This is a genomic window from Thalassobacillus pellis, from assembly GCF_016908295.1.
In the GTDB taxonomy this organism is placed as follows: domain Bacteria; phylum Bacillota; class Bacilli; order Bacillales; family Halobacillaceae; genus Thalassobacillus; species Thalassobacillus pellis.
This window is the reverse complement of sequence record NZ_JAFBDO010000001.1, coordinates 1088598-1114816: the sequence shown is the minus strand read 5'-3', so window position 1 is coordinate 1114816 and position 26219 is coordinate 1088598. Positions and strand designations below refer to the sequence as shown.

Below are 26219 nucleotides of genomic sequence, written 5' to 3'. Positions count from 1 at the left end.
TGACCCCCACTTTTGTATAAATCTCGTGTGACCCCCTACTATACATGAGAGCAGAAACGGGCGCCAGCGAGCGTCCGTTTTTGCATGTTACCTGTTTAACTTCTTCATTGGTCGTAATGCCAGTCGTCAGATGTGCCAATTTAGGTCCGCGCGAATCAAGTTTAATTCTCGAGCCAATTTAGGTAAATTCGCTCACGCTTTTCCTTCTACCTGCTCAAGTAAACCAATCACTCACTATGCTAAAGTTTCTTTAAGGGTAAAATTTCTCCGAAAAAAGTGGAATCACCACGAGCGATATTTTCAGCGACAGACGCCACACCTAAAAAAATTAAAAGAGGTGGATATGTCCGTGAAAAAGTTAGCGTTTCTATTGACCACAGCTGTACTGATATTGTCTTTGTTCACTGTTAGTGCCATGGCTGCAACCGACCAGCATGAAAAGAACGGGAAGGATTGGGTCCGCGTATTGATCCAGTCGAATAATGAACACGTGGAACGAATCATGAAACAAAAGCATGATGTCCGCTGGGAATTCGGTAAGCAGGGTTTCACCACTAATGTCACCGAACAACAATATGAAGCTTTACAGAAAAATAAAAATATAACCATTTCCAAAGTAGAAAGAGTTTCCCTGATTGACCAGCCTCAGGCCGAGGCAGCACGTACCACAGCACCATCTGACCAGACACCATGGGGGATGGAGGCCATCTATCAAAACGCCGGTCTTACAGCGACCGATGGCGGAGACAACATCCGTGTAGCTGTACTCGATACCGGAACGATGACCGATCATGTCGACCTTGCTGGGAACGTTGAGCAATGTAAAGATTTCAGCCGTTTCTTCTTCTCCCTTGTAAAAGGTTCCTGTAATGATATCAACGGCCACGGCACCCATGTTGCAGGTACGGTGCTTGCCGATGGAGGAGCAGACGGACAGGGCATTTACGGTGTCGCTCCGGACGCAAAACTATGGTCTTACAAAGTGCTCGGCGACCTTGGCTTCGGCTTCTCGGATGATATCGCCAACGCGATCCGCCATGCCGCCGATCAAGGAAAAGCGCGAGGCGTGAATGTCGTCATTTCCATGTCCCTCGGATCAAGCTCAGAAAGCAGCCTAATTACAGAAGCTGTGAACTATGCTTATCAAAACGGCGCACTCGTCGTTGCAGCAGCAGGGAACTCCGGACCTGATGCCAATACGATTGGATATCCTGGCGCCCTTGAAAATGCCGTTGCTGTCGCTGCCCTGGAAGATGTGCAGGAAAATGGCACCTACCGTGTCGCTGACTTCTCTTCCCGCGGCAACCCGGACACAGACGGTGATTACCAAATCGAACGCCTGGACGTCGAATTGTCAGCACCTGGCGCAGCAATCGAATCCACCTGGAACGATGGCGGCTATAACACCATCAGCGGAACATCGATGGCTACCCCGCACATTTCCGGCCTCGCAGCAAAAGTCTGGGCAGAAAACCCTGGACTCAGTAATGCAGCATTAAGAGAAGAGCTGCAAAGCCGTGCCACTGCCAATGACATCCTGGGCGGCACAGGCGCAGCAGCAGGAGATGACTACGCTTCCGGCTTCGGCTTTCCGTTAGCTAACTGATTATTGGATACAAGGTGGTTTTCCATCTTTGTATATATCTAATGTGTGCCCCCTAGTACACGTGAGACAAAGAAGGACGTCCAGGCGGCGTCCTTCTTTGTACTTTAAGAAAGTTTATTTATGTTAAAGGATTAAAGTATAAGTAAAACTCTAAGGCTCTCGCCATAAGGACTTGGCGGTAAGCCAAGTTTTTCTAATGTGTAAAAAGTCAAGTCTACCTATGAAAACCCCCTTCTATTTTACTATCTATAGACAGGCCTTTTCTATCACCTCACTGGCTAAATTGTATGGATTATGTAAATTTTTACGCCTTATTGTTGAAATAATTACCAAGCCCCCAATAAAATGAGAGTGAATCTACATATCTTGTATTTTCGGAAACTATCATTATTGGGGAGGATTCTATGAATTATAAAAAGCTTGGGAAGAAATTGCTTCCAGTTGCAGCAGCAGCGTCACTTGTATTCGCGGGATTTGCGACAACCAATGCCCCGGATGTCGAAGCGAAAAAGCATAACGGGAATAATGCAGAAGTTAAGAATATCATCTTCATGGTAGGGGATGGCATGGGACCGGCGTTTACGACTATGCTGCGTTATGTCAACGACGATCCATCCACCAAAAAGATGGAACCGACTGTATTTGATCCATACATGGTAGGCGCACAAAAAACATACTCCTGGGATCCTTACTATGACGGAGGAGAAGGCGATGTGAAGGAAAACATTCCTGACTCCGCTGCCACGGCAACTTCGATGGCCTCCGGTATTAAAACCTACAACGGAGCAATCGGTGTCGACCTCGAAGAAGACAGGGTGAAAACGATCCTTGAAGAAGCAAAAGAACAAGGGAAAGCAACGGGACTAGTCGCAACATCCCAAATCAACCATGCGACTCCGGCAGCATTTGGTGCGCATGATGAATCCAGACATAACTACAATGCAATCGCTGATGATTATTACGATGAACTCGTCAATGGCGAGCATAAAGTTGACGTCATGCTTGGCGGCGGGACAAGCTATTTTATCCGCGACGACCGTAACCTCGTAGAAGAGTTCAAACAAGATGGCTACTCCTATGTAGATACGACAGAAGAAATGCTCCAGGCCGATAATGAGCAGCTGCTCGGACTATTCGCGCCAAAGGGGATGGCTAAAGCGATTGACCGTGATGAGAAATCCCCATCCTTAAGCCAGATGACACAGACTGCCCTTGAAAAATTGAAGAAGGATAAAAACGGCTTCTTCCTGATGGTCGAAGGAAGCCAGATTGACTGGGCAGCCCATGATAACGATGTCGTCGGAGCCATGAGTGAAATGCGCGACTTCGCAAAAGCTTTCCAGACAGCGATTGAGTTCGCGAAAAAAGACCCGCATACCATTGTGGTAACAACAGCTGACCATTCCACAGGCGGCATGTCGATCGGACGTGACGGCGAATATGTCTTCAATCCAGAGGTCATTAATGCAGCGGAGCGTACCCCGGATTATATGGCCCAGCAGATTGTAAACGGAGAAGACGTGGAAATAGTGCTGAATGAATATTCCGGACTTGATCTGACTGAAGAAGAAATCGCATCTGTAAAAGAAGCAGCTCAGCCTAAGGACGGATCCATTGACTTGTATGCCGTCGATAATGCCATCGAAAACATTTATGATGTCCGCTCCGGTACAGGATGGACAACAGGCGGTCACACCGGTGTCGATGTTAACGTCTATGCCTATGGCCCGCAAAGCGATGAATTTGCCGGATTGCAGGAAAACACAGCAACAGGCGACACACTGTTTGAACTATTGAAAGCACATAAAGGAAAACATAAGCATCACGACAAATAAAACCTATGTCAAATCACCAAAGAGCCCCGCTGATTCCCAACGGGGCTTCTTTACATAAAGGGAAAAACAGGAGGACAACCATGAAGCACATCTTACTGCTGGTAACCGCGCTTGTTTTACTGACGGCCTGCTCGAATAACGAAAAGGCGAATGGCTCCACGGAAGAAACCAAAGATGATTCTGAACAGACAGAGGAAACAAAAGAAACAAAGGAAACAGAAGAACAAACAGCGACAGAAAAAGATGAGCCTGACACGTTCATTGAAAGCCCCCAGGCACCGGATGACAGCGAGCTGACTGAAATCGGTCAGACCCACAGGGATAAGGACGGGAAGATCGAGCTCTTAGCCTATGCTCCTGAAGATAAAACCCTCCAAGCAGGAAAAATGGAAGTGACGATCAAAGGAGCGAAGGTTTTGAATTATCGGCCTTCCCCTGATCTGATCGACTTTTTCCATGGTTATACCAATCACGAAAAAAACTTCAACTATTTGAAAGTTCGCGTCATAGTCAAGAACACTTCGGAAGAGAAGGTCAATTTCGCACCCGTCTCCCATATAGAAACCAATACCGGCGAAAAGAAATCCTTTAAGGATGACTTCTATATCGAAAACCTCCACGGCGACTACCAGCCAGGAGAAGTAAGGAAAGGCCAGCTCGGTTTTATCCTGAAAGAAACAAAGCCAGAAGAACTGAACAAAGTCACCATATACACTAGCGATGTGTTTCAGGACAAAGAATCCATTGCGGATGCGAAATCGATCACCATTTCCTTTAACTGAAAAAACATCCATTGCAGGACAGCTGCAGTGGATGTTTTTGTATGAAATCAGCCGGATAAAAGCTTATGGTACACTAAAACCAAACGAACAATAGATGGAGGAACCAAATATGAAAATCACCATCGTCACGGTTGGAAAACTGAAGGAAAAATACTTAAAGCAAGGCATCCAGGAGTACGTCAAAAGACTCCAGCCCTACGCTTCCGTGGATATCATCGAAGTACCCGACGAAAAAGCCCCCGAAAATTTGAGCGAAGCAGACATGGAAGAAGTGAAGCGGAAAGAAGGCGAGCGAATCCTCGCTAAAATAAACCAGGACGCCTACGTGATCACCCTCGAAATAGAAGGCAGCATGCTCACCTCAGAAAAACTCGCCAAGAAACTTGATGACCTGGCTACCTACGGTAAAAGTAAAGTCGCCTTCGTAATTGGCGGGTCGTTAGGTTTGAGTCAAGACGTACTCTCACGAAGTGATTTTGGATTGTCTTTTTCCAAGATGACCTTCCCTCATCAATTGATGCGGTTGATGTTAGTGGAGCAGGTGTATCGGGCTTTTAAAATAAATAGGGGGGAACCGTACCATAAATAGTGGTATAGCAGAGAGTGGAAGTAATTCATGATAGAGAGGCTATATAAGTTATCAAATTATGCTAAAGGGAACAGCCGGACTTTTTGCAACTTATAAAAACACCAAATGAATAAAACCTTCTGTTAGGTGGGTTTTCTTTTTTTACTTTAGGCAGAGACATAAGAAAACTGAGTTTTCAATCTACATTAATACAACATTAGTGATATTGGATAAAGAGGTTTTAGTGTAAAATCTCTTGTATTGTCATTAAAAGAAAAGAGCTAGTACCGTTATCTTAAATAACGGTACTAACTATTTTAGGTCCCAACATTAAACACTTTCCAATACTTCCTGTGGTACCTTCCCTAGGAAGTAGTCTTCAATATAATTCCAAAATTCATCGGTCCCTACTTGGTTATTAAACAAATATGTTAACATGGCCACTGAAATTTTATGACGTTTATGAACATTATTTAATATCGTGTTTTGATAAAGTTCGGGTTGTTTGATCGTACTTTCAATTTGTAACTGGGAGTTAACACGGATAAATATTTCAGGGTTATTTCCGCCTTTTACTTCATAAAGAAGAAGATCCAGCATTTCAAATAAACCTAATGAAATAAATGTTTTCTCAGCTTCTTGCCGGCTTGATTTTAGTAGGAATAAGGGTATGGGCGGCGGCATGATGTAGTACATCATTCATCATTCTTTATACCCGTAAAACGGTTTGATAGAAAGCAAAAAAAGTTCCTTACTTTGGAACCTTTTTTGCTTTCTTTAATGAAAGTTTAAGCGTACTCAATATTATGCTCATAAGATTGTTTGATCAAATACATGACATGTTCTAGGCTTACATTAGGGGAAATCTTCAACTCTAGATCACCATTTCCTCGATGACCTAAGTTGGATACATCTTTTGTTAGATGGTAAGGGTCATGTAAACTATTCGCTTTTACGTTTAACCAAATTTTTAAATGGGCTTTTAGAGGCTCGATGTCAACAAAATTTCTTCCCTCTATTTTATATGCAATATAATATTTCTTAAATTCCTCTGTAATACCACTATCAAGGTTCAATATTATCATTCTCAATTCTTCATAGGTTTCAAAAGTTTCCGGGCTGAAGGAATTCCTATGATAATTTAAGTTAAACCCTATTTCATTATCTGGTGAATTTTGTGTTTTAAATTTTAATAATTCTTCTTCATTCAAATCGGGAGAAGGCCATATTTTTAGTGCTCTTTCAGCTAAAATGTTTGCTCTTTCTTTAATAGCAGATTCGTCCCACTTTTCTTTTATTGCTACACTCTGATTCAACCATAATGGACTATCTTTGAAACCACCTTTAAGTTTTGACTTTTCTTTAAATGATCGATCACTTAATTCTGAATTGTAACCAGTGAGTGTTAAATTACCGAGAGTGTGCAGGTATACTTCATGGGTTTGTTTCCAATCGGACCCAAGTTCTTTCTGCCATTCCAATGATATATTCTTATTTTGTGGCATAATATGTTCAATTGTATAGTTCTCTACACTGATGGGTTCTTTCCTATCAAAATTTTCAAGTTTCCGCAGTAATGTATTACGGTTTCTAAAGTTGTAAACATCTTTTATAACTAACTCACGTTTAAATTCTTCATTAGGTGGAAAACGTCGATAGCTTGTTTTTACTAATAATGAAGCCTTTAAACTATTTATATAATTAGATTCATCAACTTCTTTAATGAATGAAGCGAATGTATTGTTCAGAGAGTTTGTAGGGATACCGCATACGGCTCGTCGGAACACATAACTGCTGATTATTGTAAGAATCTCTAGAAATTCTTCCTTATCAATAACCTTCTTCACATAGTCATCATACACTTTAAGAAGGAATGGGTAAGAAACATCAACTTTTAGGGTGCGAATATCTTTAAATCCCTCTTCCAGTAATTGATCATTCTCTCCTAGTGTTAGATTTATATAATAATTCCCATACTTAAATACATCTTGGATAACCTCATCAATGGATTTATGTGGATTTTGCTGAACATAACTCTTAAATTCTTCGTATACAAATCCAATCTTAGGAATGCTGCCGGTTTTAAGCGTTAAATAATCACGGATAAAGCGGTCAAAATAACGAGTATCTTCTAAATGGCCAAACCTTTTCTCTAACTTATACCAATAATCCTTATACAACCTTTGTTGATCTTTTTCTTCCAAGCCCATCAGGAAATAGTTGCGGATTAAATCAGCTTGTGAGAGGTCAAGGCCGGTTGAGTTTAAGCTCTCAAAAATCAATTGGGGATTGTCTTTGTCTCGGTCTAATGAAATATCTACCATAATTAATTTACTGATGCCTGTGTAGATTTCATCTAAAGACAACTCACTTCTCTTCATGGTTTCTTTAAAAAAATTATGATTCTCTACTATTCTATTAGAATATTCCTGGTCTAATTCTCTTTTCTCAAGTAAATCAATATAGGTATTTCTATCTTTCTGTGTCAGAAGGAGTTTATAATGTTCCTCCTCTTCTTCATCTTGGTTTAAGATATAGTAGTTTCTTGTTTTTTTAGCGGTTATTAAAGTCGCTTCTTTTTCCTCTTCTTCGATTAATTGAGAAAAAGCACTGAGAATTAAACTAAGGGTTGTTAGACGTTGTTGGCCATCAATAACTAATAACTTAGGGACTGAAGTTACATGATAAAGCCCCTTTTCTACATAAACGACCGAACCCATAAAGTGTCCAGATAAATTCTCGTCCTTTGCAGCCCTCTCAATGTCTTCCCATAGTTGTGCACACTGCTTTTTAGTCCAACTATATGTACGTTGATATATAGGAATTACAAATTGTTTTGGACCTTTAAGAAATTGTAATAGGTTAGTTTCTGTTGCTTTCATTTAATTCACCCCATTTGAATTAATACCTCAATTATATCAAAATATTTAATACATTCTCATAACCTTCTTTAGTCTCTACAATTTTTTTGAATTAGGACACAGGAAAGTCAAGTTCGCTAAGATTAAACCAAACCACAAGAATATTGTAGATGGCATTTAAAAAATGTATGTTTTGGCAATCGGGGCTATACATTAATTCCTGTATAAATACAACTTTACATGGAGGGGTGGTTAAGTTAGGTTGGTTAGCTATGCAAGCCCCAACTGGCTCCGTTGCAGGATTTTCTTAACCACAGAGGTTCCATGTCAAGTTTCCTAGGCATAGAATAAACATACTGCCATTCGTATATTGCCGATTGCCATTTACTACATAAATTGATTGCCAAATACAAGAATATAGATAATAGTAAAATCATGCCCAAAGGAAGGTTGTTTTCAAAATTTAGAAATAAAGTCAAATAGAAAATCATCGTGATAGCAATAGATGAAATTTTTATATAAGGGGGTAAATTATGACTGGAAAATTTCCAAGAACTAATGAAGATATATTATTAAATAAGTATTTTGAAGAGAGTGGAGGTCATTTATTTTTAGAGGTCCCAGTTGGATCTAACAGTAGAAATAATATCTGGTCGAAGGGTTCTAAGGCAAGAAGGTTTGATGGTGTGGTGTTTCCTAATAATGAAAGTGTTATATATAATTACAAGAATCACGAGGACACATTTAATTCATTAATTACTTCCAACTATGAATTAGAAGTGATAGAGGTTAAGAACAAACTCAATAGGTTAGTTATAGGGCAGATTATTGCTGGATATGACATGTTAAAAAGGGAGTATGCGATAAATTCATACATTGTAGGATAATATGTTCTGAAGGTGACCCTGCTCTAGAATGGGTTTGTGAACAAAGAAATATTAAATTGAGTATTTATGAGAATTAGAGACTCCGTTATTGTAGATGTTTATATTAGATTAACGTCAGAGCTTTTTTGATATAAAATATTTTAAAATTATTGGCATTAAAGTTGACTAGTATTATTTAGAAGAACTGGTATAGCCATTAGCATAATAAGACTTCCTGAGCTGGGCAGTCAATAATATTTAGCAAACAATAAATAGTGAATAACTTAAGGGTCGGGATATTTCTCGGCCCTTAAGTTTCTTTCATATACTTTGTGGCTATCCTGATAAATGTATGAAATATTGTTGGAAACCTGGTTGGAATAGTAACAATATTTTAATCTTTTAAAATTAATGATACACTAGGTATGGCTATAAATTACAGGAAGGGTGTAAACTCTGGGCGAACTTTGTCTTGTTGCATGCATCAACCTAAACTTTGCATCTTTCCGTTAAATTTGGGGAGTTTGAAAGAAATGAGCAAACAATATACGAAGACAGACGTTATTTTAATTGGTGCTGGCATTATGAGTGCTACTTTAGGGGCGCTTTTAAAAGAGTTAGCACCTGATTGGAATGTCCGGGTTTTTGAACGGCTTGATAGTGCGGGGAATGAGAGCTCCAATGTATGGAACAATGCCGGAACGGGTCATGCGGCACTTTGTGAGCTTAACTACACGAAGGAACAGCCAGATGGCTCTATAGATATTTCGAAGGCCATTAAAGTGAATGAGCAATTTCAAGTATCCAAGCAGTTTTGGGCACACCTTGTGAACAGGGGATTGATAAGTAATCCGCGGGAATTTATCATCCCGCTTCCTCACATGAGTTTCGTACAGGGTGAACAAAACGTGTCCTTTTTAAGAAAGCGTTACAAGACGATGGTGGATAATCCATTGTTCCGGGCGATGGAGTATACCGATGATTCCGTAAAATTAAAAGAGTGGATTCCGCTTATGATGAAAGAGCGGACTGTCACGCAGCCGATAGCGGCAACTAAAATTGATTCTGGAACAGATGTCAATTTTGGTGCATTGACGCAAAAGATGACAGACGACCTAGAGAATAAGGGTATGGAAATCAACTATAAACATAGTGTCGAGAATATTACGCGTACCAGCGACGGTTTGTGGGAAGTGAAAGTGCATGATATCGCTAACGATAAGATCGAATATCATACGACGGATTTTGTCTTTATCGGTGCTGGTGGCGGCAGTCTCCACTTACTGCAAAAAACCGGTATTCCGGAATCAAAACGCGTTGGTGGATTCCCGGTAAGCGGACAGTTCATGGTGTGTAATAATCAGGAAGTGATTGATGAGCATTATGCGAAAGTTTACGGAAAAGCAAAAGTCGGTGCGCCGCCAATGTCTGTGCCACATCTTGATACACGAATGATTGATGGTAAAGCCTCGTTGCTTTTCGGACCATTTGCCGGCTTCTCACCGAAGTTCTTGAAAACCGGCTCTCTATTAGACCTGGTGACATCGGTGCAGAAGGATAATCTTGCTACCATGTTAGCGGCTGGAGTAAAAAACGTTTCCTTGACTAAATACCTGATTGAGCAAGTGATCCAGTCCAAGGAACAGCGCATGGAAGAGCTGCAAGAGTTCATTCCGACCGCGAAAAGCGAGGATTGGGATTTAGTCACAGCAGGGCAGCGTGTCCAGGTAATCAAGGATACCGAGAACGATGGGAAAGGAACCCTTCAATTCGGCACGGAGCTCGTCAGTTCCGCTGATGGAACGATCGCTGCTTTGCTAGGCGCTTCTCCAGGTGCTTCCACCGCAGTTTCTGTCATGCTTGAGTTAATGGAAAGGTGTTTCCCGCAGCATGTCAAAGAATGGGAACCGAAAATAAAAGAAATGATTCCATCTTATGGCGTTTCTTTATCGGAAAACCCGGAGCTGTTAAAAGAAATTGAAACGACAACAGGCAAGGCGCTTCAGCTGGATGTATCCAATGAAAAACAAGTGCCTTCGTAAATAAAAAGGAAGCATGATTTGCCAGTTGTCCTGGCGAATGTATGCTTCCTTTTATTATTGATTTAGGAAGGGGGAGGAAAAGGTGAAAAGCAAATGCATTTTTACATTAGTAGGAGCACTTTTTGTAATCGCGGCATTACTGGATTTGAAATATAAAGGTTTGGGTTATCGTCTAATGGCAGATTCTGTCAGTGGCCGTAAAAATATCGATTCATAATTTACAAAAACGGGTAAAAACTGAAAAAGCGGAAGTTTGGAATGGTGATGTTCTACGGTAACCTAAGATGCCAATAAAAGTTCACAGGAGTGAAATCGGATGCGAAAAATGTGCGCGGGTATAGTCTTTGTTGTTACAATAGCCGGAATCCTTGCTGCATTTTTCCCGGTCATAAGCTTAATAAATAAGCTGTTCATGCAACTTCTTTTGCCTTTTTTGGTGATTTATTTGATCAATAAAAAGAAGTATTGGTTTAACTATCACCTGCAAACGGCAATGCGATGGACGCATTATCCGTTATTGATTTCTATACTTTTCTTAGGCATAGGTGCGGGTTATGATATCCTGCTTCCTAATCATATGTGGGTGCTGCCTGCCTTAAATGTACTTATGTTCGGTATTTCGCTTCGTTTTTGGAGTATGTTTATGCGTGTGGACTGGAAAACACGCGTGCTTTCTTTTGAGAGAAAATCAGTTTTTCTGCTATTTAATATGCTGGCAATCGGAATCTATGGGTTAAGTGCTGCTGAGTTTTTCCTTGAACATAAAGTGGCCACCTATACTTTTATCGGTTCACTGGAGGGTACGATGGCATTTTTATTGGGATATACGCTGATTATCTGGGGAAGGAAAGAGCATGTCGTCGATCGCCGTACAGTAGAAGGAATGGTGCGGAAATTGGAATAATGCATATAAAAATGCCTGTCTCCATTATCGGGGACAGGCATTTTATATTATCTTTATTTTTTATTGACGGAAGCGTCATAAATCGTATCAACAGCTTGCTGTAGTTTCTCGTTGAATTCTTCGTCTGATTGATTGGCTCTCAAATCAGCTGCAAGCGCGCGGGAGAAGCTTGCGATCAGGCCGTCGTTCTCTTTCAATTTTTCATTTGCTTCGTCACGGGAGTAACCGCCGGATAGGGCGACGACGCGAACGACGCGTGGATGGTCGATCAATTCTTTATACAGATTAGCCTTCGTTGGAATGCTCAGCTTAAGCATGACGTTTTGGTCTTCAGACAGCTCGTCCAGCTGTTTGCGGATTTCTTGTTTTAAGATTTCTTCGGACTTTTCTTTGTTTTCACTGTGAATGTTTACCTCCGGCTCGATAATTGGAACCAGATCCGCAGCGATGATTTGTTTTCCGACTTCGAATTGCTGATCCACAACAGCATTGATGCCTTCTTCATTTGGTTCATGGACGACAGAGCGCATTTTAGTACCGAAAATGTTCCGTTCATTGGCACGGCGCAGGGTTTCATCCAGATTAGGGTTCGGCTTCATGACTTGGACACCATTTTCCTGGTTGGCAAGTCCTTTATCGACTTTCAGGAATGGCACAATGCCTTTGGATGCAAGGTAATCTGCGGTATACTGGCCTTCGATTTCGCGGTCCATCGTCTGTTCAAATAGGATGGCACCAAGAATTTTATCTGAGCTGAAGGCAGGAGACGTGATGATTCGTGTCCGCATTTCGTGTACCAGGTCGAACATTTCATCTTCGCCGGAATAAGAATCTTCCGGAACGCCATAGCCAGCCAGTGCTTTTGGTGTACTTCCACCGCTTTGGTCGAGTGCTGCGATAAATCCTTTACCGTTTTTGACTTTGTCAAAATGATCTTGATTCATGTTCTCCACTCCTTTTACGTATTTAAAAAATCGTCTACCATTACTTTAACCGTTATCCGGCCATTTTTAAAACAGAAAACTTTGTTCTTCGGAAATCCGGTTATTGAGCCTGGTAACTTTTAAAAACTTCTCTGACATGCCAGTCTATGAATTCAGGGCTTGGCAGGTAGAGGGAAGAGGCCGGCTTCCTGATTTTTTTCTTATCGAAATCAAGGACCAGCTCCTGGAACGTGCCTTTTCCTGTCGCTTCAGAAGCGACCCGTACCTTGTCGTCATCAATGGTAAAAATTCCTTTGTCAAAAAGGCGGTGGTGCAGGGAGCAAAGCGCGAGTCCGTTGTTTTCCTCATCTGGACCGTAAGCCTGATGCCACTTGATGTGGGCCGCTTCGATTCCGACCACCTTGTCATGGAGTTTCGCCTGGAACCCACAGACACAGCACTGCTCTCCATACGCTGCCAACACTTTTTGTCGGAAGGCGGAGTCCCGTTTTCGATATCTTCGTATACCGTATTCGATATGTAAGCCGACTTCTTCCAGCAATTCCTCGTGATAGGTTTCTGGAAAATGGTTGTCGAGAATGGCAACAGCGGCTTCCGTTATGGCAGAGGGGTCTGCTGCAAACAGGTCGAGGACTTCTTTTGTAAACGATGCATGGATATCGGCATCGAGTAGACTCCGGTCCGAGAAATTCGTGCGGTGGTCGATGTCTGGTGTCACTTCCCATATGCCATCGTTTTTCAAGCGGACAAACGGGTTGGAGGTCTTCACTTGTTTGACGGGCGGGCCGTATTCCACCAGCATATGTTTCAATCTTGGGTGTGTTTTCTTGTAGGGGAGGAGAATTTCTCCGTATTGCTGGTATCTGCCGAGTGCGTAGAGGAGCAGCAAGGGTTTATGGGGAGCGCGTGCCCCTTTGTTGGTGGCAGTGCGAATCTGCTTAATTTTTTGAAGGAATGCTTGTTTATTGATAACATTCACCCCCCTCGAGCTTTGCTCCATTTTAACATAACAGCTTATCTATTTGTTTTAGATAATCTCTTTCAAATAATCAATCGACCTTCTGACATCCTCTGTCATGGACCGTTCTGGCCGGGTTTCTTCCGGATGCCAGAGTTCAAGGGAGAACCAGCCTTCATAATCAGCTGCTTTTGCCGCATCCACTACTGCTTCGATGTCAAGCTCGCCTTCCAGCAAATCTTCCGTCGGAACGTTACCGCGGTGATTTCGGAAGTGGAATGCGAAAATACGTTCAGGATAGCTGGTAATCCATGCAATCGGGTTCATTCCAGCCACATGGGCCCAGCCGGTGTCGACACAGAGCCCGACATTTTTATCTGCATAATCGATGACAGACCGTAAATCTCCTTCTGCGGTGTAACTGTCTGTAGAATGGTTGTGGAGGCAAACCTCCAGCCCCATGGGAGTGACAAGTTCGGCAATTCGGGATAAGTTTTCGCCTTGATACTGGAATTGCTCCTCTGTTTTTTGGACTGGACTTTTCCAATCAATCGGATCGGCATTCAGGATTAAGTCCGTGCCTTCTGTTGCAGCAAGTCGTTCGGCAAAAGGTAAAACGGTTTTATGAATATCCAGCTCTTCAAATGGAAGGTGCAAGGGGAGACCAAGATAGGAAGCAGATACGGACAGACCGCAGGCACGGGCCAGCCTGTGTTTCTCTGGTGTCGCATCGATTTCCACCGCATCAAGCCCTGCTTCTCTGCATGCGTCAAATATTTCACCCCAGTCCGGCTTTTTGCCATCCATTTTCCAACGTTCGATCCAGCCGTACATATTGGTCGAAAATCCATGTATGTGCAAGAAAAAGTCCTCCTTAGTAAGTGATCGTTTGCTTTTTGCCGGTGTCGGCAGCTTTATAAATGGCCGGGATACAGCTGAAATTCGCCAGTGCATCCCGATTTACGTTGGCATGGGATTCCTGCCCGGTCACTTTTCGATAAAAATGAAGAAGCGGGTTATCAAAAATGGTAAATTCACTCCGCGGTCCTGTTTTTATTTCCTCTGTAACAAGTTGTCCATTTTTGTCATAACGGCGGAAAACCGGCTGTTTGGAATCGAATGGCGTCCAGCTGAAAGAGCCAAGCGTGCCTTCGATTTCCGCACGGACGTAACCTTCCCCGTGGGCACAGGAAGCCCGTTCGTAATGAATATGAATGTTTTGACCGTTATTACGGCAAGTGATGCTTGCACCGACATGCGTTTCGACATCGAATACGCAGTCGGCCGGGTCCGCTCCAGTCCTTGGTCTGGCGGTCCATGCCGTGTTTATTTCGAGCGATGCCGGACCCAGAATATCGTGCAAGGTGGCAAAATCATATGGCCCCCAGTCCATCAATACGCCTCCGCCGCTTTTGGAGGAATCGAGGAACCACCTGCTTTGCGGCTGGTATTCGATCCCTGAGCGGCTGCGCTCCCACTTGTTGATAAAAGTGCAGTGGTAGATTTCCCCGAGCGCACGGACTGCAGGATGCTTTTGACGGTTTCCATATGGCGCATCCCTTTAAAACGGACACTGCAGCAGCCTAAATATTTTCCCGACTCTTCTGCGAGCGCCGTCATTTCCTCCGCTTCCGAAAGGCTCATCGCGAGCGGTTTCTCACACAGGACATGCCTGCCCGATTTGATGGCTGCTAATGTCGGCTCATAATGGGCAAATGGCGGGGTGGCAATGATCACGATATCATCAGGCTTTGCTTCTTCTGAATCGAGCATCTCCTGTACATTTGGATAAGTATTTGCATCCGGGTACTGAGCCTGAAACGTTGCCAGTGCTGCTGGACTTGTATCTGCGACTTTTATAGAAAAGTCTTTGGAGATTTTTTTGGCGGCGGCCGCATGGGTCAGTCCAATGACACCTGCACCGATAATGTAAAGTCTCATTGTCTCACCTCGTATTTTTAAGACACCTTACCATGATTCGAATGAAAAATTCTCATCGATATGGGAGGGAAACTCCTCATTTTGTACAAAAGAGGTTAAGATAGAATAAAGGGGGTGGATCACTTGTATGTAGAACATTTGCGCTTGCAGAGGTCGTTTGCTTTTTGCCGTGTATGGGGTTCCCACGAAGAACATGACTTACATATCCACGATTGTCTTGAAATCGGTATTCTTCTTAAGAACGATTTGGAATACAGGTTCGGGGATCAGACCTATGAGGGGAAACCAGGGGATATATTTCTGTGCAGGCCGTTTGTCCCTCACTGGAGCTATGCCCAGAAAGATCAGCCATTCGAATGCATTCTTCTATTGTTCACCCCGGGGATTCTGCGCAAAATCCCTGACGGAAGCAAGCTGCTCGCCCCATTTTATGAAAGAAATCTTCCTTGTCGTATCCCTTTTGATTCAAGCCATGCCAAACACATTAAAACTTCTGCTGAAAAGGCGATGGAGGCACAGGAGAGCGGGGAGGAAGCCTGGGTCACACGCCAGTTCATGTCTTTTATTGATATATTGCTTCACGTCCACGATTTCGTCAGGAAACAAGCAGCCTGCCGCCCCGGACAGTCCTCCACAGCCATTGCAGAAATGGTTGGTCATATGCTGGATAATTATCAAAAGCCTGTCGACCTGGAAACGGCGGCGTCACTCATCGGGTTAAGCCGTACTGCTTTTTACAAAGAATTCGGGATGCTGACCGGGCTCACACCAAATGAATTCCTCAACCGCCTCCGTGTCCAGCATGCCATGGACCTCCTACGATCCACTGCCGAGAACATGACAGATATCGCTTACGAAAGCGGCTTTCAGTCGTTGAGCACATTTAATAAACGATTTAAAAAGTATACAGGCGTGTCACCGAGAGAATATCTCTTAAAGAGTTATCATCCTAGGAGGCAGGAAGATGGCAGAGATGGTCCAGCTACAGCACCCAGAGGGAAAGCAAGGAGCAAATATCCGGATGGATAAAATACGTGACAGTCCCGGGATGCACCTCAAGCTTGCCGAAGCTGAATAAATAATGAAAAGGATGGATGAACATGATTACAAACCTTGGAACAGTAGCCGTATATGTCGAAGACCAGCAGCAGGCGAAAAAATTCTGGACAGAGAAAGCAGGCTTTGAAGTATTTGCAGAACATCCGATGGGACCAGATGCTGTTTGGCTGGAAGTAGCCCCAAAGAATGCCTGTACACGCCTGGTCCTTTATCCAAAGCATATGATGAAAGGATCAGAAAGTATGAAGGCATCCATCGTATTCGAATGCGACGATGTGATCGAAACATACGAGACAATGAAGAACAATGGCATAGCTTTTAAAGAAGAACCGAAAGAAATGCAGTGGGGCACATTTGTAACCTTTAGTGACGAAGACGGCAATGAATTTTTGCTTAAGGGGTGATGGGTGCAAGGAGATTATTCGTGAAATACATATGGCTCCCTTGAATACGCGTATTCAATTATGGAAAACGCGTGTCTGCTTAGAGTCCACGCGTGTTTAGAAGAGGAAAGTGCGTACTCGGCTAGTGAAACGCGTGTTCAAGTGGGAAAAACGCGTACCCGATCAGCGAAACGCGTGTTCACGCAAGGAAAGTGCGTACTCAGCCAGTGAAACACGTGTCCAAGCCATCCTTCTATGAAGTTGTAGAGTTTATAGCTCCCAGAAAAATATAGCAGACAGAAGCTGAAAGGATTCTCGAATCAAGGGTGAAAAAACCCGCAAATTAAACAAAGAATAGCTAAGTATTGTAAAACGGTTCCTTTGTCCTAGCTGGATCAGGCGCATGTTTGTCAGCTATCGGGAAAACATGAGTGTAAGCAATGAAAAGTTTATTGTCTTTGCGGGAGGCCTTTGGTATGATCATATTGTACTATATAAAGAACGAACGGAGATGAATGACGAATGAAAAAACTTGCCGCACTGCTTGTTGTTTTGATGTTGTCTGTTTCTCTGCCATCGGACGTATTCGCCAAAGGTCCGGCCAAAAAAGTTGTGGACTATGTGGCTTTGGGAGATTCGTTAGCTAGAGGTGTAACCCCTGATAACGAGATTGGAGCGGGATATCCCGACTACCTTACTGAGCGGTTAAGGCAGTCCCAGTATATGGTTGATTACGATAATTTTTCCGTCCCTGGCGCCACAACCGATCATTTGTTAGGAGTTATTAAACAAGATGTTGTTCTTAATAACATACAAGAAGCGGAATTCATCACCATCGATATCGGAGCGAATGATTTACTAAGTGCATTACCGAACCCTGCGAAACTTCCTGCTGCACTTAAAACTGTGTCAACTAATCTAAATGCCGTTCTAGCTGCCATTGACCAACACAACCCGAACGCGAAAGTTTACGTAATGGGTTACTATAATCCATTTCCTTATGCACCGGCAGAACAGCAGCCACAATTAGAAGAGCTGTTGAACAATTTGAATGGCCTTATCCAATTGGCAACCCTTATTAACGGTGACACGTATGTACCGACAAAGGACATTATTGCTAAGAACTATCAAACGTATTTACCGAACCCAAGTAATATCCACTTAAGCGAAGAAGGATACCAAGCTGTTGCCAAAGAATTCTGGAAAAAGCTCGACAAAAGTAAAAACGATTGAAAAAGGGGACAGTCCCCCAGCGCTTTAAAGCAGCGGGGGACTGTCCCTTTTTTTCGAATTTAGTTTCGGAACATTTCGGGGAATTGTTTTACGATGGCATCTGTGATGGCGTCCGACATGCCTAAGGCTTGTTCTTCAATTTCATCGTACACCTGGATATCCTTTTCATACTCCTTGTTGATCATTAAGACTGCTTCTGTCTTAGTCAGATCAAGGTGTGTGTAAAACATTTTCTTTACTTCTTCTTCCGTTAAATATGGATTGATCGTACTCAAAAATGCTGCAATCTGGTCTGCATTGGCGTACCATTTTTTCTCTGCTTCCATTGCCGCCTGCTGGTTTCCTTCCAGGGCAGCTTTGACGAGGTCGGCTGCAATCAGTAGATGCTCTCTTACTAAATCCCCGAACTGATCACCAATTTCATCCCCATACAAAGGCTTCAGGGCATCACCCATGTCTGTTGCATTCTGAAGCAGGCGGGTGATGACTTCATCGACATCCGGCAAATTGAACGTCAGGCTGATGATGGCCATACGGGTCCATGCCACGTGTTCCTCCCAGAGGCTTCGCATGCTGCTTTTCAGTTCCATTTCTGCGGGACTGATGCACTTTTTGGTTTGGCGTGTGCTGTAAGGAGAATGTGCACCAGGAATCCTGATTTGCTGGCCCACCCATAGATAGTAGGGGTTGATTCCTGGGTTAGCAGCGAATATATCGTTTATAGATACCTGGAATCGCTGAGCTAACATGGGATAAGTATCACCAGGCTGAATTATATATCCATGGCTGCGCGAGTGGTGATGATTCATGCTTTTTTCCTTCCTTTCTGCGTATACATTAGTACCATGGTATTCTTTCATCGCCTGATGGGTGAACGTCTATGAAAAAAGGGACAGTCCCCCGGCGCGTTAAAGCGTCGAGGGACTGTCCCCTTTTTTATTCCAGTCGAAAACGTTTTGCTTTTACGTCTTGGCTGTTTGTTCCGACGAATACTGTGAATTCGCCTGGGTCGCTGGTATGTTCCATGTTGGCATGATAATACCTCAATTGGGGCTCTGTGATTTGGAAGGTGACTGTTTCTGTATGACCAGGCTGGAGGGCCACTTTCCGGAAGTCTTTCAGTTCTTTCGTCGGTCTTACTACCTGACCGACATTGTCCCTTACGTAAAGCTGGACGACTTCCTCGCCAGGAATGTCACTTACATTTGTTACGTCCACGGTAACGGTCAAAGTATCTTCCTTCGTCATGCGGTCTGCAGACAATTGGAGCTCCCCGTACTCAAACTGGCTGTAGCTTAGCCCGTATCCGAATGGGAACAGCGGCTCGTTCGGAATGTCGAGGTACTGGGAGACGTAGCGCTCCTGTGCGTCAGGCGCGTCTTTCGGACGGCCGGTGCTATAGCTGTTGTAATAGACGGGCACCTGGCCGACGGAATATGGCATCGACATAGAAAGTTTCGCTGACGGATTCACTTTTCCAAGGAGAATGTCGGCAACGGCATTTCCTCCTTCTGTACCTGGATACCAGGCTTCGACCACGGCATCGGCATGTTCGGTTACTTCGCGCAAATCAAGCGGTCTTCCATTGAATAATACGGCTACAACCGGTTTGCCTAGCTGTTTCATTTTTTTCAACAAGTCGAGCTGAACTTCTGGCAGTCTTATATCGGCGAGACAGCCGGCTTCCCCGCTCCAATCGGAGTGTTCTCCCAGAGCAACGACGACCACATCTGCTTGTTCTGCCGTTTGAAGGGCAGCCTTTAAATCTTCTTCGTTGCCATCTCGCAAATCGGTACCTTTGGCTACAGCAAGGTCTTTCAGCTGTTGGTTCAGCCCCGTTTCGACAGTTACGGTATCTTCTGCAGATCCACCCCAGGACCATGGGCCGAGGATATCAGTATTGCTTGCGAACGGACCGACAAGCGCAACCTTTTTCTCTGCATTAAGCGGAAGCACGTCTTCGTTTTTCAGCAAGACGATTGATTTTGCTGCAAGCTCCCTTGAGGCCCTGCGATGCTCTGGTGAAAGGATATATTTCTTTTCATCTTCCTCGCTTGCGAACCGGTGAGGGTTATCGAAAAGGCCTAATTTATTTTTTAACTGAAGAATCCGGAGGACACCTTCATCTAGTGTACTTTCTTCCAACGATCCTTCTTCAATCAACTCTTGTACATGGTTTGTATAACAGGAAGTCATCATTTCGATGTCAACACCAGCTTTTAATGCCAGTTCTGCTGCCTGTTTCTGATCTTCTGCAACGCCGTGAGGAATCAATTCTTTGACGGCTCCCCAGTCTGAAATAAGTACACCGTCAAATCCCCATTCCTCTCGCAAAATACCCCGCATCAGACTTTCATTTCCGGTTGCCGGAATTCCATTCAGGATATTGAACGCGGTCATGACCATCTCGCAGCCTTCTTCCAAGGCAGCTTTGTAGGCCGGAAGGTAATTTTCACGGAGCATCCACTCTGACATATCGACCGTATTGTAATCCCTCCCTCCTTCAGGGGCGCCATATGCGGCAAAGTGTTTCACGCAGGAAGCGACCTTATGGGCATCATTATCCAAATCCCCCTGAAAACCTCTGACGAACGCGCGGGCAAATTGACTGTTCAGGTGAGGGTCTTCTCCAGTCGATTCCATCACTCGGCCCCACCTTGGGTCCCGGCTAAGGTCCACCATCGGGGCAAACGTAACATGAACCCCGGAAGCAGCTGCTTCCTTTGCAGCTACGGCTGCGCTTTTTTCGGCGAGTTCGATATCCCAGGAACAGCCGATTGCCAGCGGCACTGGAAAAATCGTTTTGAATCCATGGATGATATCGGACATGAATAATAAAGGAATCCCTAATCGGTTTTCTTCAAGGTGAGTCTTCTGAATATTGATTGTTTCCCTGGCACCGGAAGCTCCTAAGACCGATCCTGTATGTTTGATATCTTCTTCATTGATGTTCATGTTTTCCATCGGTCCGGTGATTTCCCCCCGGTCTGATGCCCCTTTGAAAAATGGGGTGGCAAGCTGCAGGAGCTGACCGACTTTTTCCTCAGTTGTCATCTGAGTCAGTAAATCTTTCAATTGTGCTTCTGTCATTTGACATCCTCCTATGTGAAAAGTGAAACGTTTCGAAAAAATGTTAACTGAAGTATAAACGTGTAATTTTTCCGCGTCAATTATCAATACCTTCTTTTGGAAAGGTAAGCAACTAATATTCAAAAATTTCCGAAAAGTAGTTGAAAGCGGATTCAGAATAAATTATAATGCATGTATCGAAACGTTTCAATAAAAATTCACCAAAAAGGGGTGCTTGATAGTGAAGGGTAAATTATTGGTTTTGCTGGTAGCGATAATCTCAGCTGTCCTGGCCGGTTGTTCAGGTGGAGATGATTCTTCATCCGGGAAAGACGACAAGACAGTGACAGTATGGGCAATGGGAGAAGAAGGGAAGATGCTTCAGGAATTCAGTAAAAAATTTGAGGAGAATTCCGATTATAAGGTCGATGTCCAGGCAATTCCCTGGGATACTGCACATGACAAGCTGCTGACAGCAGTCGCTTCTGGAAACGGCCCTGATGTGGTTCAATTGGGGACAACCTGGGTAGCGGAATTCGCAGAAGCCGGCGCTTTGAAAGACCTTTCCGAACATATGAAGGATTACCCGACCTTCGCGAAAGAGAACTTTTTCGAAGGCGCCCAATCCATCATGCAGTATAAAGATCAGATTGTAGGTGTTCCTTGGTATGTGGATACGCGGGTACTGTATTACCGGAAAGACCTATTGAAAGAAGTCGGCTATGATCAGCCGCCGAAGACCTGGGAAGAGTTGAAAGATGCTGCAAGTAAGCTTGCAGATCGCGGTGAAGGTTCCTATGGGCTTGATATTGATATGAACGACCAGTCGACCCCGTTCATTTTTGCCTGGCAGAATGGATACGAAGCGAATCTTGAAGAAAATGAGCTGAACTTTGACTCTCCCGAATTTAAAGGAGCGATTGAGTACTATACAAGCTTCTTTCGAGAAGGCATCAGCCAGTCTCAGCAAGGGAAAGATATCGTGCAGGCTTTTAAAGACGGCTCCAAGCCGATGTTTTTCAGTGGTCCTTGGATGATCAACATTATCAACGACCAGGCTCCAGACTTAGAAGGCAAGTGGGCGACCGCTGTCATGCCGAAAAAGGAGACAAACACCTCATTCATGGGTGGTTCCATCTTCTCTGTATTTGATAGTGCAGACAATGTAGATGGTGCATTGGAATATATCGCATTCATGTCACAAAAGGATACACAGCTTAAGTGGACAGAGGTTTCAAGCACGCTTCCTGCTGTGAAAGAGGCGTGGAAGGATCCGATGATGCAGGAAAATCCGCTTTATGTCACATTCGGAAAACAGTTGGAAAATGCGAAGGCAGGCTTGCAAACGCCTAAATTTGAACGAATTGCCCAGGAGCTGCTGGCCACGATAGAACGGATTGTCAAAGGCGGCGCAGATATAGAGAAAGAACTGGAGAAGTTCAATCAGACAGCACAAAGTATACTGGAAAAATAACTCGTTTGTGAATGGGATGGGATGAAGTCGGTTGAGCCTTTCATTCCATCTCTCTATTTTTATACTCCAGAGGTCAGGTGGTTTGCCATGAATCAACTTTACAAAAATAGACACCCTTATATGTTCATCGCACCGGCGGTCATTTTGTTGGCTGTTTTCAGTGTCATTCCGATCGGTGTTGCCCTTGTCATCAGTTTTACTGACATGAATTTGAAGGGCCTTGCAGATTGGTCCTCGATTTCGTTTATCGGTATCGAGAATTATAAACAGTTATTTTCCGATGATACTTTCCTGAAATCCATTTATAATACATTCTTTTATGTCATTATCGGTGTCCCGCTGGTCATCATTTGTTCCTTATCGATCGCATTACTGCTTAATTACGGGTCTAACTGGCTATTTACGACTTTCCGGGCAGTGTATTACATGCCTTCGATTACGAACATCATTGCCGTAGCTGTTATTTGGGGCTATTTATATAACACCGAATATGGACTGTTTAATTACCTGTTATCCTTTCTCTCCGTAGAAAATATTCCATGGCTCGGGGAACCGACGATCGCGAAAATTTCGTTGATCATCCTTGCTGTCTGGAAGGGGATTGGCATTAACATGATTATTTTCCTGGCAGCGCTGCAGGGGATACCGAAATCCTATTATGAAGCTGCTGAAATTGATGGCGCGAACCGTATCCAAATGCTGTTTCACGTCACTTTGCCGTTATTGAGGTATGCGACGTTTTTCGTTTCGGTGACGACGCTGATCGGATGGATGCAATTTTTCGAAGAGCCGTTTGTCATGACTGAAGGCGGACCGCTGAATGGAACGATGTCCATCGCGCTTTTCATTTATAAGGAAGGCTTCCAGTTCAGCCAATTCGGTTATGCGGCTGCGGGATCGTTCGTGTTGTTTGCGATGATCATCATCGTGACTGTCCTCCAGTTCAAGCTTCGGAAATCGGATACGGAATACTAATAGAGAGGAGTGGAGTAAATGGCTGCAGCGACGAAAAAGAGCAGGACGGAAAAAGCAATCGTCACATGCATTCTTGTTTTTGGCGGGATACTCGTATCTATCCCTTTTTTATGGATGATTTCAAGTTCATTCAAGCCGGAAAGTGAAGTGCTGGCGATTCCGCCGACGATCATTCCTGATAACCCCACTATTGAAAATTATATAAATCTATTCACCAATATGAACTTTGCTGTCTATTTAAGAAACACATTGGTCATCGTGTTTTTCTCATTTATCGGGTTATTGTTCAATGCCATGGCCGGATATGGATTTGCCAAATATGATTTCAAAGGCAGGGAAAAGGTTTTCTATCTCGTGCTGGCCACGATGATGATTCCTGGCCAGGTTACGATGATTCCTGTTTACTTGATTCTAAATGCCATGGGTCTGACCAATACAATGACAGGTATCGTTCTGCCGGGATTGGCCGTGGCCTTCAGTATTTTCTTGTTCCGCCAGTTCATGACGACCATACCCGATGATTTGATTGAAGCGGCACGGCTTGATGGGGCGGGGGAATGGTACATTTTCTTCCGGCTGGTCATCCCGATTGCGAAGCCGATTTTCGCTGTTCAGGGAATATTGACATTCATTGCAGGATGGAACAGCTTCCTCTGGCCGTTGATTATTGCAAACGATGAGAGTCTTTATACGTTATCCGTCGGGTTGTCCCTCCTCCAAGGCCAGTATGCCAATAACTTTGCCTTGCAAATGGCGGGAGCGGCATTTATGGTGGTGCCGATTATCATCATTTTCGCCTTTTTCCAGAAATACATCGTCGAAGGCTTTACCATGTCAGGAATCAAATAAGTGCATGCCACTGCTGTAATACATGTAAAATAATGATAGAAGCTGTTACGGTAATAGAGGGGGTGAAGGTTTGGCTACGATCAAGGATGTTGCCAAAAAAGCCGGTGTCGCTGTATCGACAGCATCGTATGCTTTGAACGGAATCAACAAGGTCAGTTCTGCGACCGTAGAAAAGGTGCTGAAGGCGGCACAGGAATTGAACTACCAGAAAAATGGCTTCGCCTCTGATTTGAAAAGGGCGAAAACGAATACAATCGCGTTGATATTGAGCGATTTATCCGGCCCTTATTTTTCTGAATTGATAAAAGGGGTACAAGATGTGACCGTATCGAACGGTTTCGATCTGGTCGCCTGCAGTTCAGTAGGCGGACCTAAGTCAACGGCGACTAAATTTTTGAAAGAAAAGAGAGTCGATGGGGCAATCGTCCTTGCGAATAATATCACTACAGATGTGATTAAGGCTTCAGCAAGGAAGGACTTTCCCATTGTTGTATTAGATAGAAAAGTGGACAGCCCGTACGTCATCCATGCGGAGGTAAACAACTACAAGGGAGGATATGATGCAGCCAGCTATATGCTGGAAAAAGGCCATCGTTCCATCGCTTATGTGAGCGGGCCGCTGGATTCCCATGACAACGAGGAACGTTTCAAAGGTTACCGCCAGGCGCTGACAGATTTTGATGTCACCTACCAGTCACGGTGGAAGCTTACAGGGAATTTCACCAGGGAAGGGGGCTACCGGGCGACGAAAACGCTGATTGCCCAGCAGAACCTCCCTGACGGAATCTTTTATGCCAATGACGAAATGGCTTTAGGAGGACTTCAGGCTTTCCAGGAGAAGAATATCCGAGTGCCAGAAGATATTTCCATCATCGGGTTTGATGATATCCAGATATCCTCTTATGTCCAGCCGCCGCTGACGACCATCCGCCAGCCGAAGTATGAAGCCGGTTCCCTGGCCGTCCATCTGATTTTCCAGATGCTTGCCGGGGAAGAAGTAGAGAAAACGTATAAGCTCGCTACGGACTTTATTGAACGGCAATCGGTAAAAAATAAATGATTTGTATTTGCTCCGGCCCCATGGGTCTGGAGCTTTTTTATTTTTGGGACTGACAATTAATTTAAGTTCTATCAGATGTAATCAGGTCGATAAAATGGGCAAGAATCCGGGCTGTCATGCCCCAGATCACCTTATCGCCATATACATAGAAATACTCTTCAAGACTGCGGGAACGCCAATTATAATCCTTTCCGAATGGAATCAGATCAAAAGGAAAGTTTTCTTCCGGGCTGGCCTGGAAGTTGACGTGGTGGATATCCGGCTTTGTCTTTTTAAAAAATGAGAGCGGGACCGTAAATACTTCACTGACTTCCATCGGATTTGGTTTAAGGTTGGATGTAGTGACGTCCAAATAACCGGCAAAAGGATAAACGATCATGCCAAACGGGGAGACAAGGTAATCCAGGGGATAGGCATCAGAAAGGTGTTCTTCCCCGATTCCTAATTCTTCCTTTGTTTCCCTGAGAGCTGCTTCCTTCGCCGTCGTATCCTCTCCTTCGATTCTGCCGCCGGGAAAACAGATTTCACCTGGCTGTCGCCGCATTTGATGGGAGCGTACTTCAAACAGGACATGGGGTTCCTTCTCGTGCTCGATAAGTGGCAAAAGGACTGCGAACTTTGCGAACTCCTTGCTGCCAAGCACGGTAGGGGTGTGGTTTTTGAGTTTTTTCTTTATGTCCATTCCAGTCACCTCGAACTTTCTATCCTTTTACTATATCAAAGCTGGAAACAACATCCTACCAGCATGCGCCTATGTATAAAAAAGACCCTGGTCATCGAATAGGGATACTGAAAAATTTTTTAAAATCG

Annotated in this window: 25 protein-coding genes; 15 read left to right on the top strand and 10 right to left on the bottom strand. The window is 44.0% G+C overall.

Translation table 11 applies throughout. From position 1 onward, the window contains the following. Window positions 1-343: 343 nt before the first annotated feature. The 4 genes from JOC33_RS05155 to rlmH all read left to right on the top strand — a co-directional run bounded on the left by JOC33_RS05155 (window position 344) and on the right by rlmH (window position 4812). Window positions 344-1606, top strand: coding sequence for a S8 family peptidase (locus JOC33_RS05155; protein ID WP_205091380.1), 1263 nt, complete (start codon window positions 344-346; stop codon window positions 1604-1606). Window positions 1607-2010: 404 nt separating this feature from the next. Further along, window positions 2011-3441 carry an alkaline phosphatase gene (locus JOC33_RS05150; RefSeq protein WP_205091379.1) on the top strand — a complete coding sequence of 477 codons (1431 nt, stop codon included), beginning with the start codon at window positions 2011-2013 and terminating at the stop codon, window positions 3439-3441. Window positions 3442-3521: 80 nt separating this feature from the next. Further along, complete coding sequence (locus JOC33_RS05145) at window positions 3522-4223, top strand: DUF4352 domain-containing protein (protein WP_205091378.1); 702 nt, start codon at window positions 3522-3524, stop codon at window positions 4221-4223. Window positions 4224-4332: 109 nt separating this feature from the next. Further along, a complete protein-coding gene (gene rlmH, locus JOC33_RS05140) occupies window positions 4333-4812 on the top strand; it encodes a 23S rRNA (pseudouridine(1915)-N(3))-methyltransferase RlmH (protein WP_205091377.1) in 480 nt (159 codons plus the stop codon). 309 nt (window positions 4813-5121) lie between these two features. Here rlmH and JOC33_RS05135 read toward each other — a convergent pair whose 3' ends face one another. Beyond that, window positions 5122-5490 carry a hypothetical protein gene (locus tag JOC33_RS05135; protein WP_205091376.1) on the bottom strand — a complete coding sequence of 123 codons (369 nt, stop codon included), beginning with the start codon at window positions 5488-5490 and terminating at the stop codon, window positions 5122-5124. A gap of 89 nt (window positions 5491-5579) precedes the next feature. Then, window positions 5580-7673: a DUF262 and DUF1524 domain-containing protein gene (locus JOC33_RS05130; protein WP_205091375.1), complete on the bottom strand. Its 2094-nt coding sequence runs from the start codon at window positions 7671-7673 to the stop codon at window positions 5580-5582. A gap of 512 nt (window positions 7674-8185) precedes the next feature. Here JOC33_RS05130 and JOC33_RS05125 point away from each other — a divergent pair. The 4 genes from JOC33_RS05125 (at window position 8186) to JOC33_RS05115 (ending at window position 11464) form a co-directional block, all read left to right on the top strand. Continuing rightward, a complete protein-coding gene (locus JOC33_RS05125; RefSeq protein ID WP_205091374.1) occupies window positions 8186-8539 on the top strand; it encodes a hypothetical protein in 354 nt (117 codons plus the stop codon). 512 nt (window positions 8540-9051) lie between these two features. Then, on the top strand, window positions 9052-10560 hold the full coding sequence (locus JOC33_RS05120; protein WP_205091373.1) for a malate:quinone oxidoreductase: 1509 nt from the start codon (window positions 9052-9054) through the stop codon (window positions 10558-10560). Between the two features lie 82 nt (window positions 10561-10642). Further along, a complete protein-coding gene (locus tag JOC33_RS20515; RefSeq protein ID WP_275576960.1) occupies window positions 10643-10777 on the top strand; it encodes a hypothetical protein in 135 nt (44 codons plus the stop codon). A 99-nt stretch (window positions 10778-10876) separates the two neighbouring features. Continuing rightward, window positions 10877-11464, top strand: a complete 588-nt coding sequence (locus JOC33_RS05115) for a hypothetical protein (RefSeq protein WP_205091372.1) — start codon at window positions 10877-10879, stop codon at window positions 11462-11464. A gap of 53 nt (window positions 11465-11517) precedes the next feature. On the opposite strand, the gene JOC33_RS05110 is transcribed toward JOC33_RS05115, so the two are convergent. The 5 genes from JOC33_RS05110 to JOC33_RS05090 form a co-directional block, all read right to left on the bottom strand. Beyond that, window positions 11518-12408 (bottom strand): fructose bisphosphate aldolase, encoded by an 891-nt coding sequence (locus JOC33_RS05110; RefSeq protein ID WP_205091371.1) that lies wholly within the window; start codon window positions 12406-12408, stop codon window positions 11518-11520. A 100-nt stretch (window positions 12409-12508) separates the two neighbouring features. Beyond that, window positions 12509-13378, bottom strand: coding sequence for a phosphorothioated DNA-binding restriction endonuclease (locus tag JOC33_RS05105; RefSeq protein ID WP_420825698.1), 870 nt, complete (start codon window positions 13376-13378; stop codon window positions 12509-12511). 57 nt (window positions 13379-13435) lie between these two features. Next, window positions 13436-14227 carry a sugar phosphate isomerase/epimerase family protein gene (locus tag JOC33_RS05100; RefSeq protein ID WP_205091369.1) on the bottom strand — a complete coding sequence of 264 codons (792 nt, stop codon included), beginning with the start codon at window positions 14225-14227 and terminating at the stop codon, window positions 13436-13438. Window positions 14228-14240: 13 nt separating this feature from the next. After that, window positions 14241-14822 (bottom strand): Gfo/Idh/MocA family protein, encoded by a 582-nt coding sequence (locus JOC33_RS05095; RefSeq protein ID WP_338054477.1) that lies wholly within the window; start codon window positions 14820-14822, stop codon window positions 14241-14243. After that, window positions 14759-15307 carry a Gfo/Idh/MocA family protein gene (locus tag JOC33_RS05090; RefSeq protein WP_205091367.1) on the bottom strand — a complete coding sequence of 183 codons (549 nt, stop codon included), beginning with the start codon at window positions 15305-15307 and terminating at the stop codon, window positions 14759-14761. Before JOC33_RS05090 ends, JOC33_RS05095 begins: the two co-directional genes overlap by 64 nt. 123 nt (window positions 15308-15430) lie before the next feature. Here JOC33_RS05090 and JOC33_RS05085 point away from each other — a divergent pair, with 123 nt between their 5' ends. The 3 genes from JOC33_RS05085 (at window position 15431) to JOC33_RS05075 (ending at window position 17982) form a co-directional block, all read left to right on the top strand. Then, the gene (locus JOC33_RS05085) at window positions 15431-16336 is read left to right on the top strand and encodes an AraC family transcriptional regulator (RefSeq protein ID WP_205091366.1); all 906 of its coding nucleotides are present in this window, start codon (window positions 15431-15433) and stop codon (window positions 16334-16336) included. 71 nt (window positions 16337-16407) lie between these two features. Beyond that, complete coding sequence (locus JOC33_RS05080; RefSeq protein WP_205091365.1) at window positions 16408-16770, top strand: VOC family protein; 363 nt, start codon at window positions 16408-16410, stop codon at window positions 16768-16770. 501 nt (window positions 16771-17271) lie between these two features. After that, on the top strand, window positions 17272-17982 hold the full coding sequence (locus JOC33_RS05075; RefSeq protein WP_205091364.1) for a GDSL-type esterase/lipase family protein: 711 nt from the start codon (window positions 17272-17274) through the stop codon (window positions 17980-17982). A 59-nt stretch (window positions 17983-18041) separates the two neighbouring features. Here the strand turns inward: JOC33_RS05075 and JOC33_RS05070 are convergent, their stop codons facing one another. Together JOC33_RS05070 and bglX are read right to left on the bottom strand one after the other, a co-directional pair. Next, window positions 18042-18791, bottom strand: a complete 750-nt coding sequence (locus tag JOC33_RS05070; RefSeq protein ID WP_205091363.1) for a LysM peptidoglycan-binding domain-containing protein — start codon at window positions 18789-18791, stop codon at window positions 18042-18044. A 127-nt stretch (window positions 18792-18918) separates the two neighbouring features. Beyond that, a complete protein-coding gene (gene bglX, locus JOC33_RS05065) occupies window positions 18919-21072 on the bottom strand; it encodes a beta-glucosidase BglX (RefSeq protein ID WP_205091362.1) in 2154 nt (717 codons plus the stop codon). A gap of 220 nt (window positions 21073-21292) precedes the next feature. Between bglX and JOC33_RS05060 the strand changes: the two genes are divergently transcribed. The 4 genes from JOC33_RS05060 (at window position 21293) to JOC33_RS05045 (ending at window position 25409) form a co-directional block, all read left to right on the top strand. After that, window positions 21293-22525: a sugar ABC transporter substrate-binding protein gene (locus JOC33_RS05060; protein ID WP_338054473.1), complete on the top strand. Its 1233-nt coding sequence runs from the start codon at window positions 21293-21295 to the stop codon at window positions 22523-22525. A gap of 87 nt (window positions 22526-22612) precedes the next feature. Then, window positions 22613-23500 carry a carbohydrate ABC transporter permease gene (locus JOC33_RS05055; protein ID WP_205091361.1) on the top strand — a complete coding sequence of 296 codons (888 nt, stop codon included), beginning with the start codon at window positions 22613-22615 and terminating at the stop codon, window positions 23498-23500. Between the two features lie 18 nt (window positions 23501-23518). Further along, the gene (locus JOC33_RS05050; protein WP_205091360.1) at window positions 23519-24349 is read left to right on the top strand and encodes a carbohydrate ABC transporter permease; all 831 of its coding nucleotides are present in this window, start codon (window positions 23519-23521) and stop codon (window positions 24347-24349) included. A gap of 70 nt (window positions 24350-24419) precedes the next feature. Then, window positions 24420-25409 (top strand): LacI family DNA-binding transcriptional regulator, encoded by a 990-nt coding sequence (locus tag JOC33_RS05045; RefSeq protein ID WP_205091359.1) that lies wholly within the window; start codon window positions 24420-24422, stop codon window positions 25407-25409. 61 nt (window positions 25410-25470) lie between these two features. Here JOC33_RS05045 and JOC33_RS05040 read toward each other — a convergent pair whose 3' ends face one another. Then, window positions 25471-26091, bottom strand: a complete 621-nt coding sequence (locus JOC33_RS05040; protein ID WP_205091358.1) for an NUDIX hydrolase — start codon at window positions 26089-26091, stop codon at window positions 25471-25473. Window positions 26092-26219: the final 128 nt, after the last annotated feature.

Coding starts and splice junctions, on each gene's coding strand:
- JOC33_RS05155 (WP_205091380.1), top strand. CDS start 344: ATGTCCGTGAAAAAGTTAGCGTTTCTATTGACCACAGCTGTACTGATA.
- JOC33_RS05150 (WP_205091379.1), top strand. CDS start 2,011: ATGAATTATAAAAAGCTTGGGAAGAAATTGCTTCCAGTTGCAGCAGCA.
- JOC33_RS05145 (WP_205091378.1), top strand. CDS start 3,522: ATGAAGCACATCTTACTGCTGGTAACCGCGCTTGTTTTACTGACGGCC.
- rlmH (WP_205091377.1), top strand. CDS start 4,333: ATGAAAATCACCATCGTCACGGTTGGAAAACTGAAGGAAAAATACTTA.
- JOC33_RS05135 (WP_205091376.1), bottom strand. CDS start 5,490: ATGATGTACTACATCATGCCGCCGCCCATACCCTTATTCCTACTAAAA.
- JOC33_RS05130 (WP_205091375.1), bottom strand. CDS start 7,673: ATGAAAGCAACAGAAACTAACCTATTACAATTTCTTAAAGGTCCAAAA.
- JOC33_RS05125 (WP_205091374.1), top strand. CDS start 8,186: ATGACTGGAAAATTTCCAAGAACTAATGAAGATATATTATTAAATAAG.
- JOC33_RS05120 (WP_205091373.1), top strand. CDS start 9,052: ATGAGCAAACAATATACGAAGACAGACGTTATTTTAATTGGTGCTGGC.
- JOC33_RS05115 (WP_205091372.1), top strand. CDS start 10,877: ATGCGAAAAATGTGCGCGGGTATAGTCTTTGTTGTTACAATAGCCGGA.
- JOC33_RS05110 (WP_205091371.1), bottom strand. CDS start 12,408: ATGAATCAAGATCATTTTGACAAAGTCAAAAACGGTAAAGGATTTATC.
- JOC33_RS05090 (WP_205091367.1), bottom strand. CDS start 15,307: ATGAGACTTTACATTATCGGTGCAGGTGTCATTGGACTGACCCATGCG.
- JOC33_RS05080 (WP_205091365.1), top strand. CDS start 16,408: ATGATTACAAACCTTGGAACAGTAGCCGTATATGTCGAAGACCAGCAG.
- JOC33_RS05075 (WP_205091364.1), top strand. CDS start 17,272: ATGAAAAAACTTGCCGCACTGCTTGTTGTTTTGATGTTGTCTGTTTCT.
- JOC33_RS05070 (WP_205091363.1), bottom strand. CDS start 18,791: ATGAATCATCACCACTCGCGCAGCCATGGATATATAATTCAGCCTGGT.
- bglX (WP_205091362.1), bottom strand. CDS start 21,072: ATGACAGAAGCACAATTGAAAGATTTACTGACTCAGATGACAACTGAG.
- JOC33_RS05055 (WP_205091361.1), top strand. CDS start 22,613: ATGAATCAACTTTACAAAAATAGACACCCTTATATGTTCATCGCACCG.
- JOC33_RS05050 (WP_205091360.1), top strand. CDS start 23,519: ATGGCTGCAGCGACGAAAAAGAGCAGGACGGAAAAAGCAATCGTCACA.
- JOC33_RS05040 (WP_205091358.1), bottom strand. CDS start 26,091: ATGGACATAAAGAAAAAACTCAAAAACCACACCCCTACCGTGCTTGGC.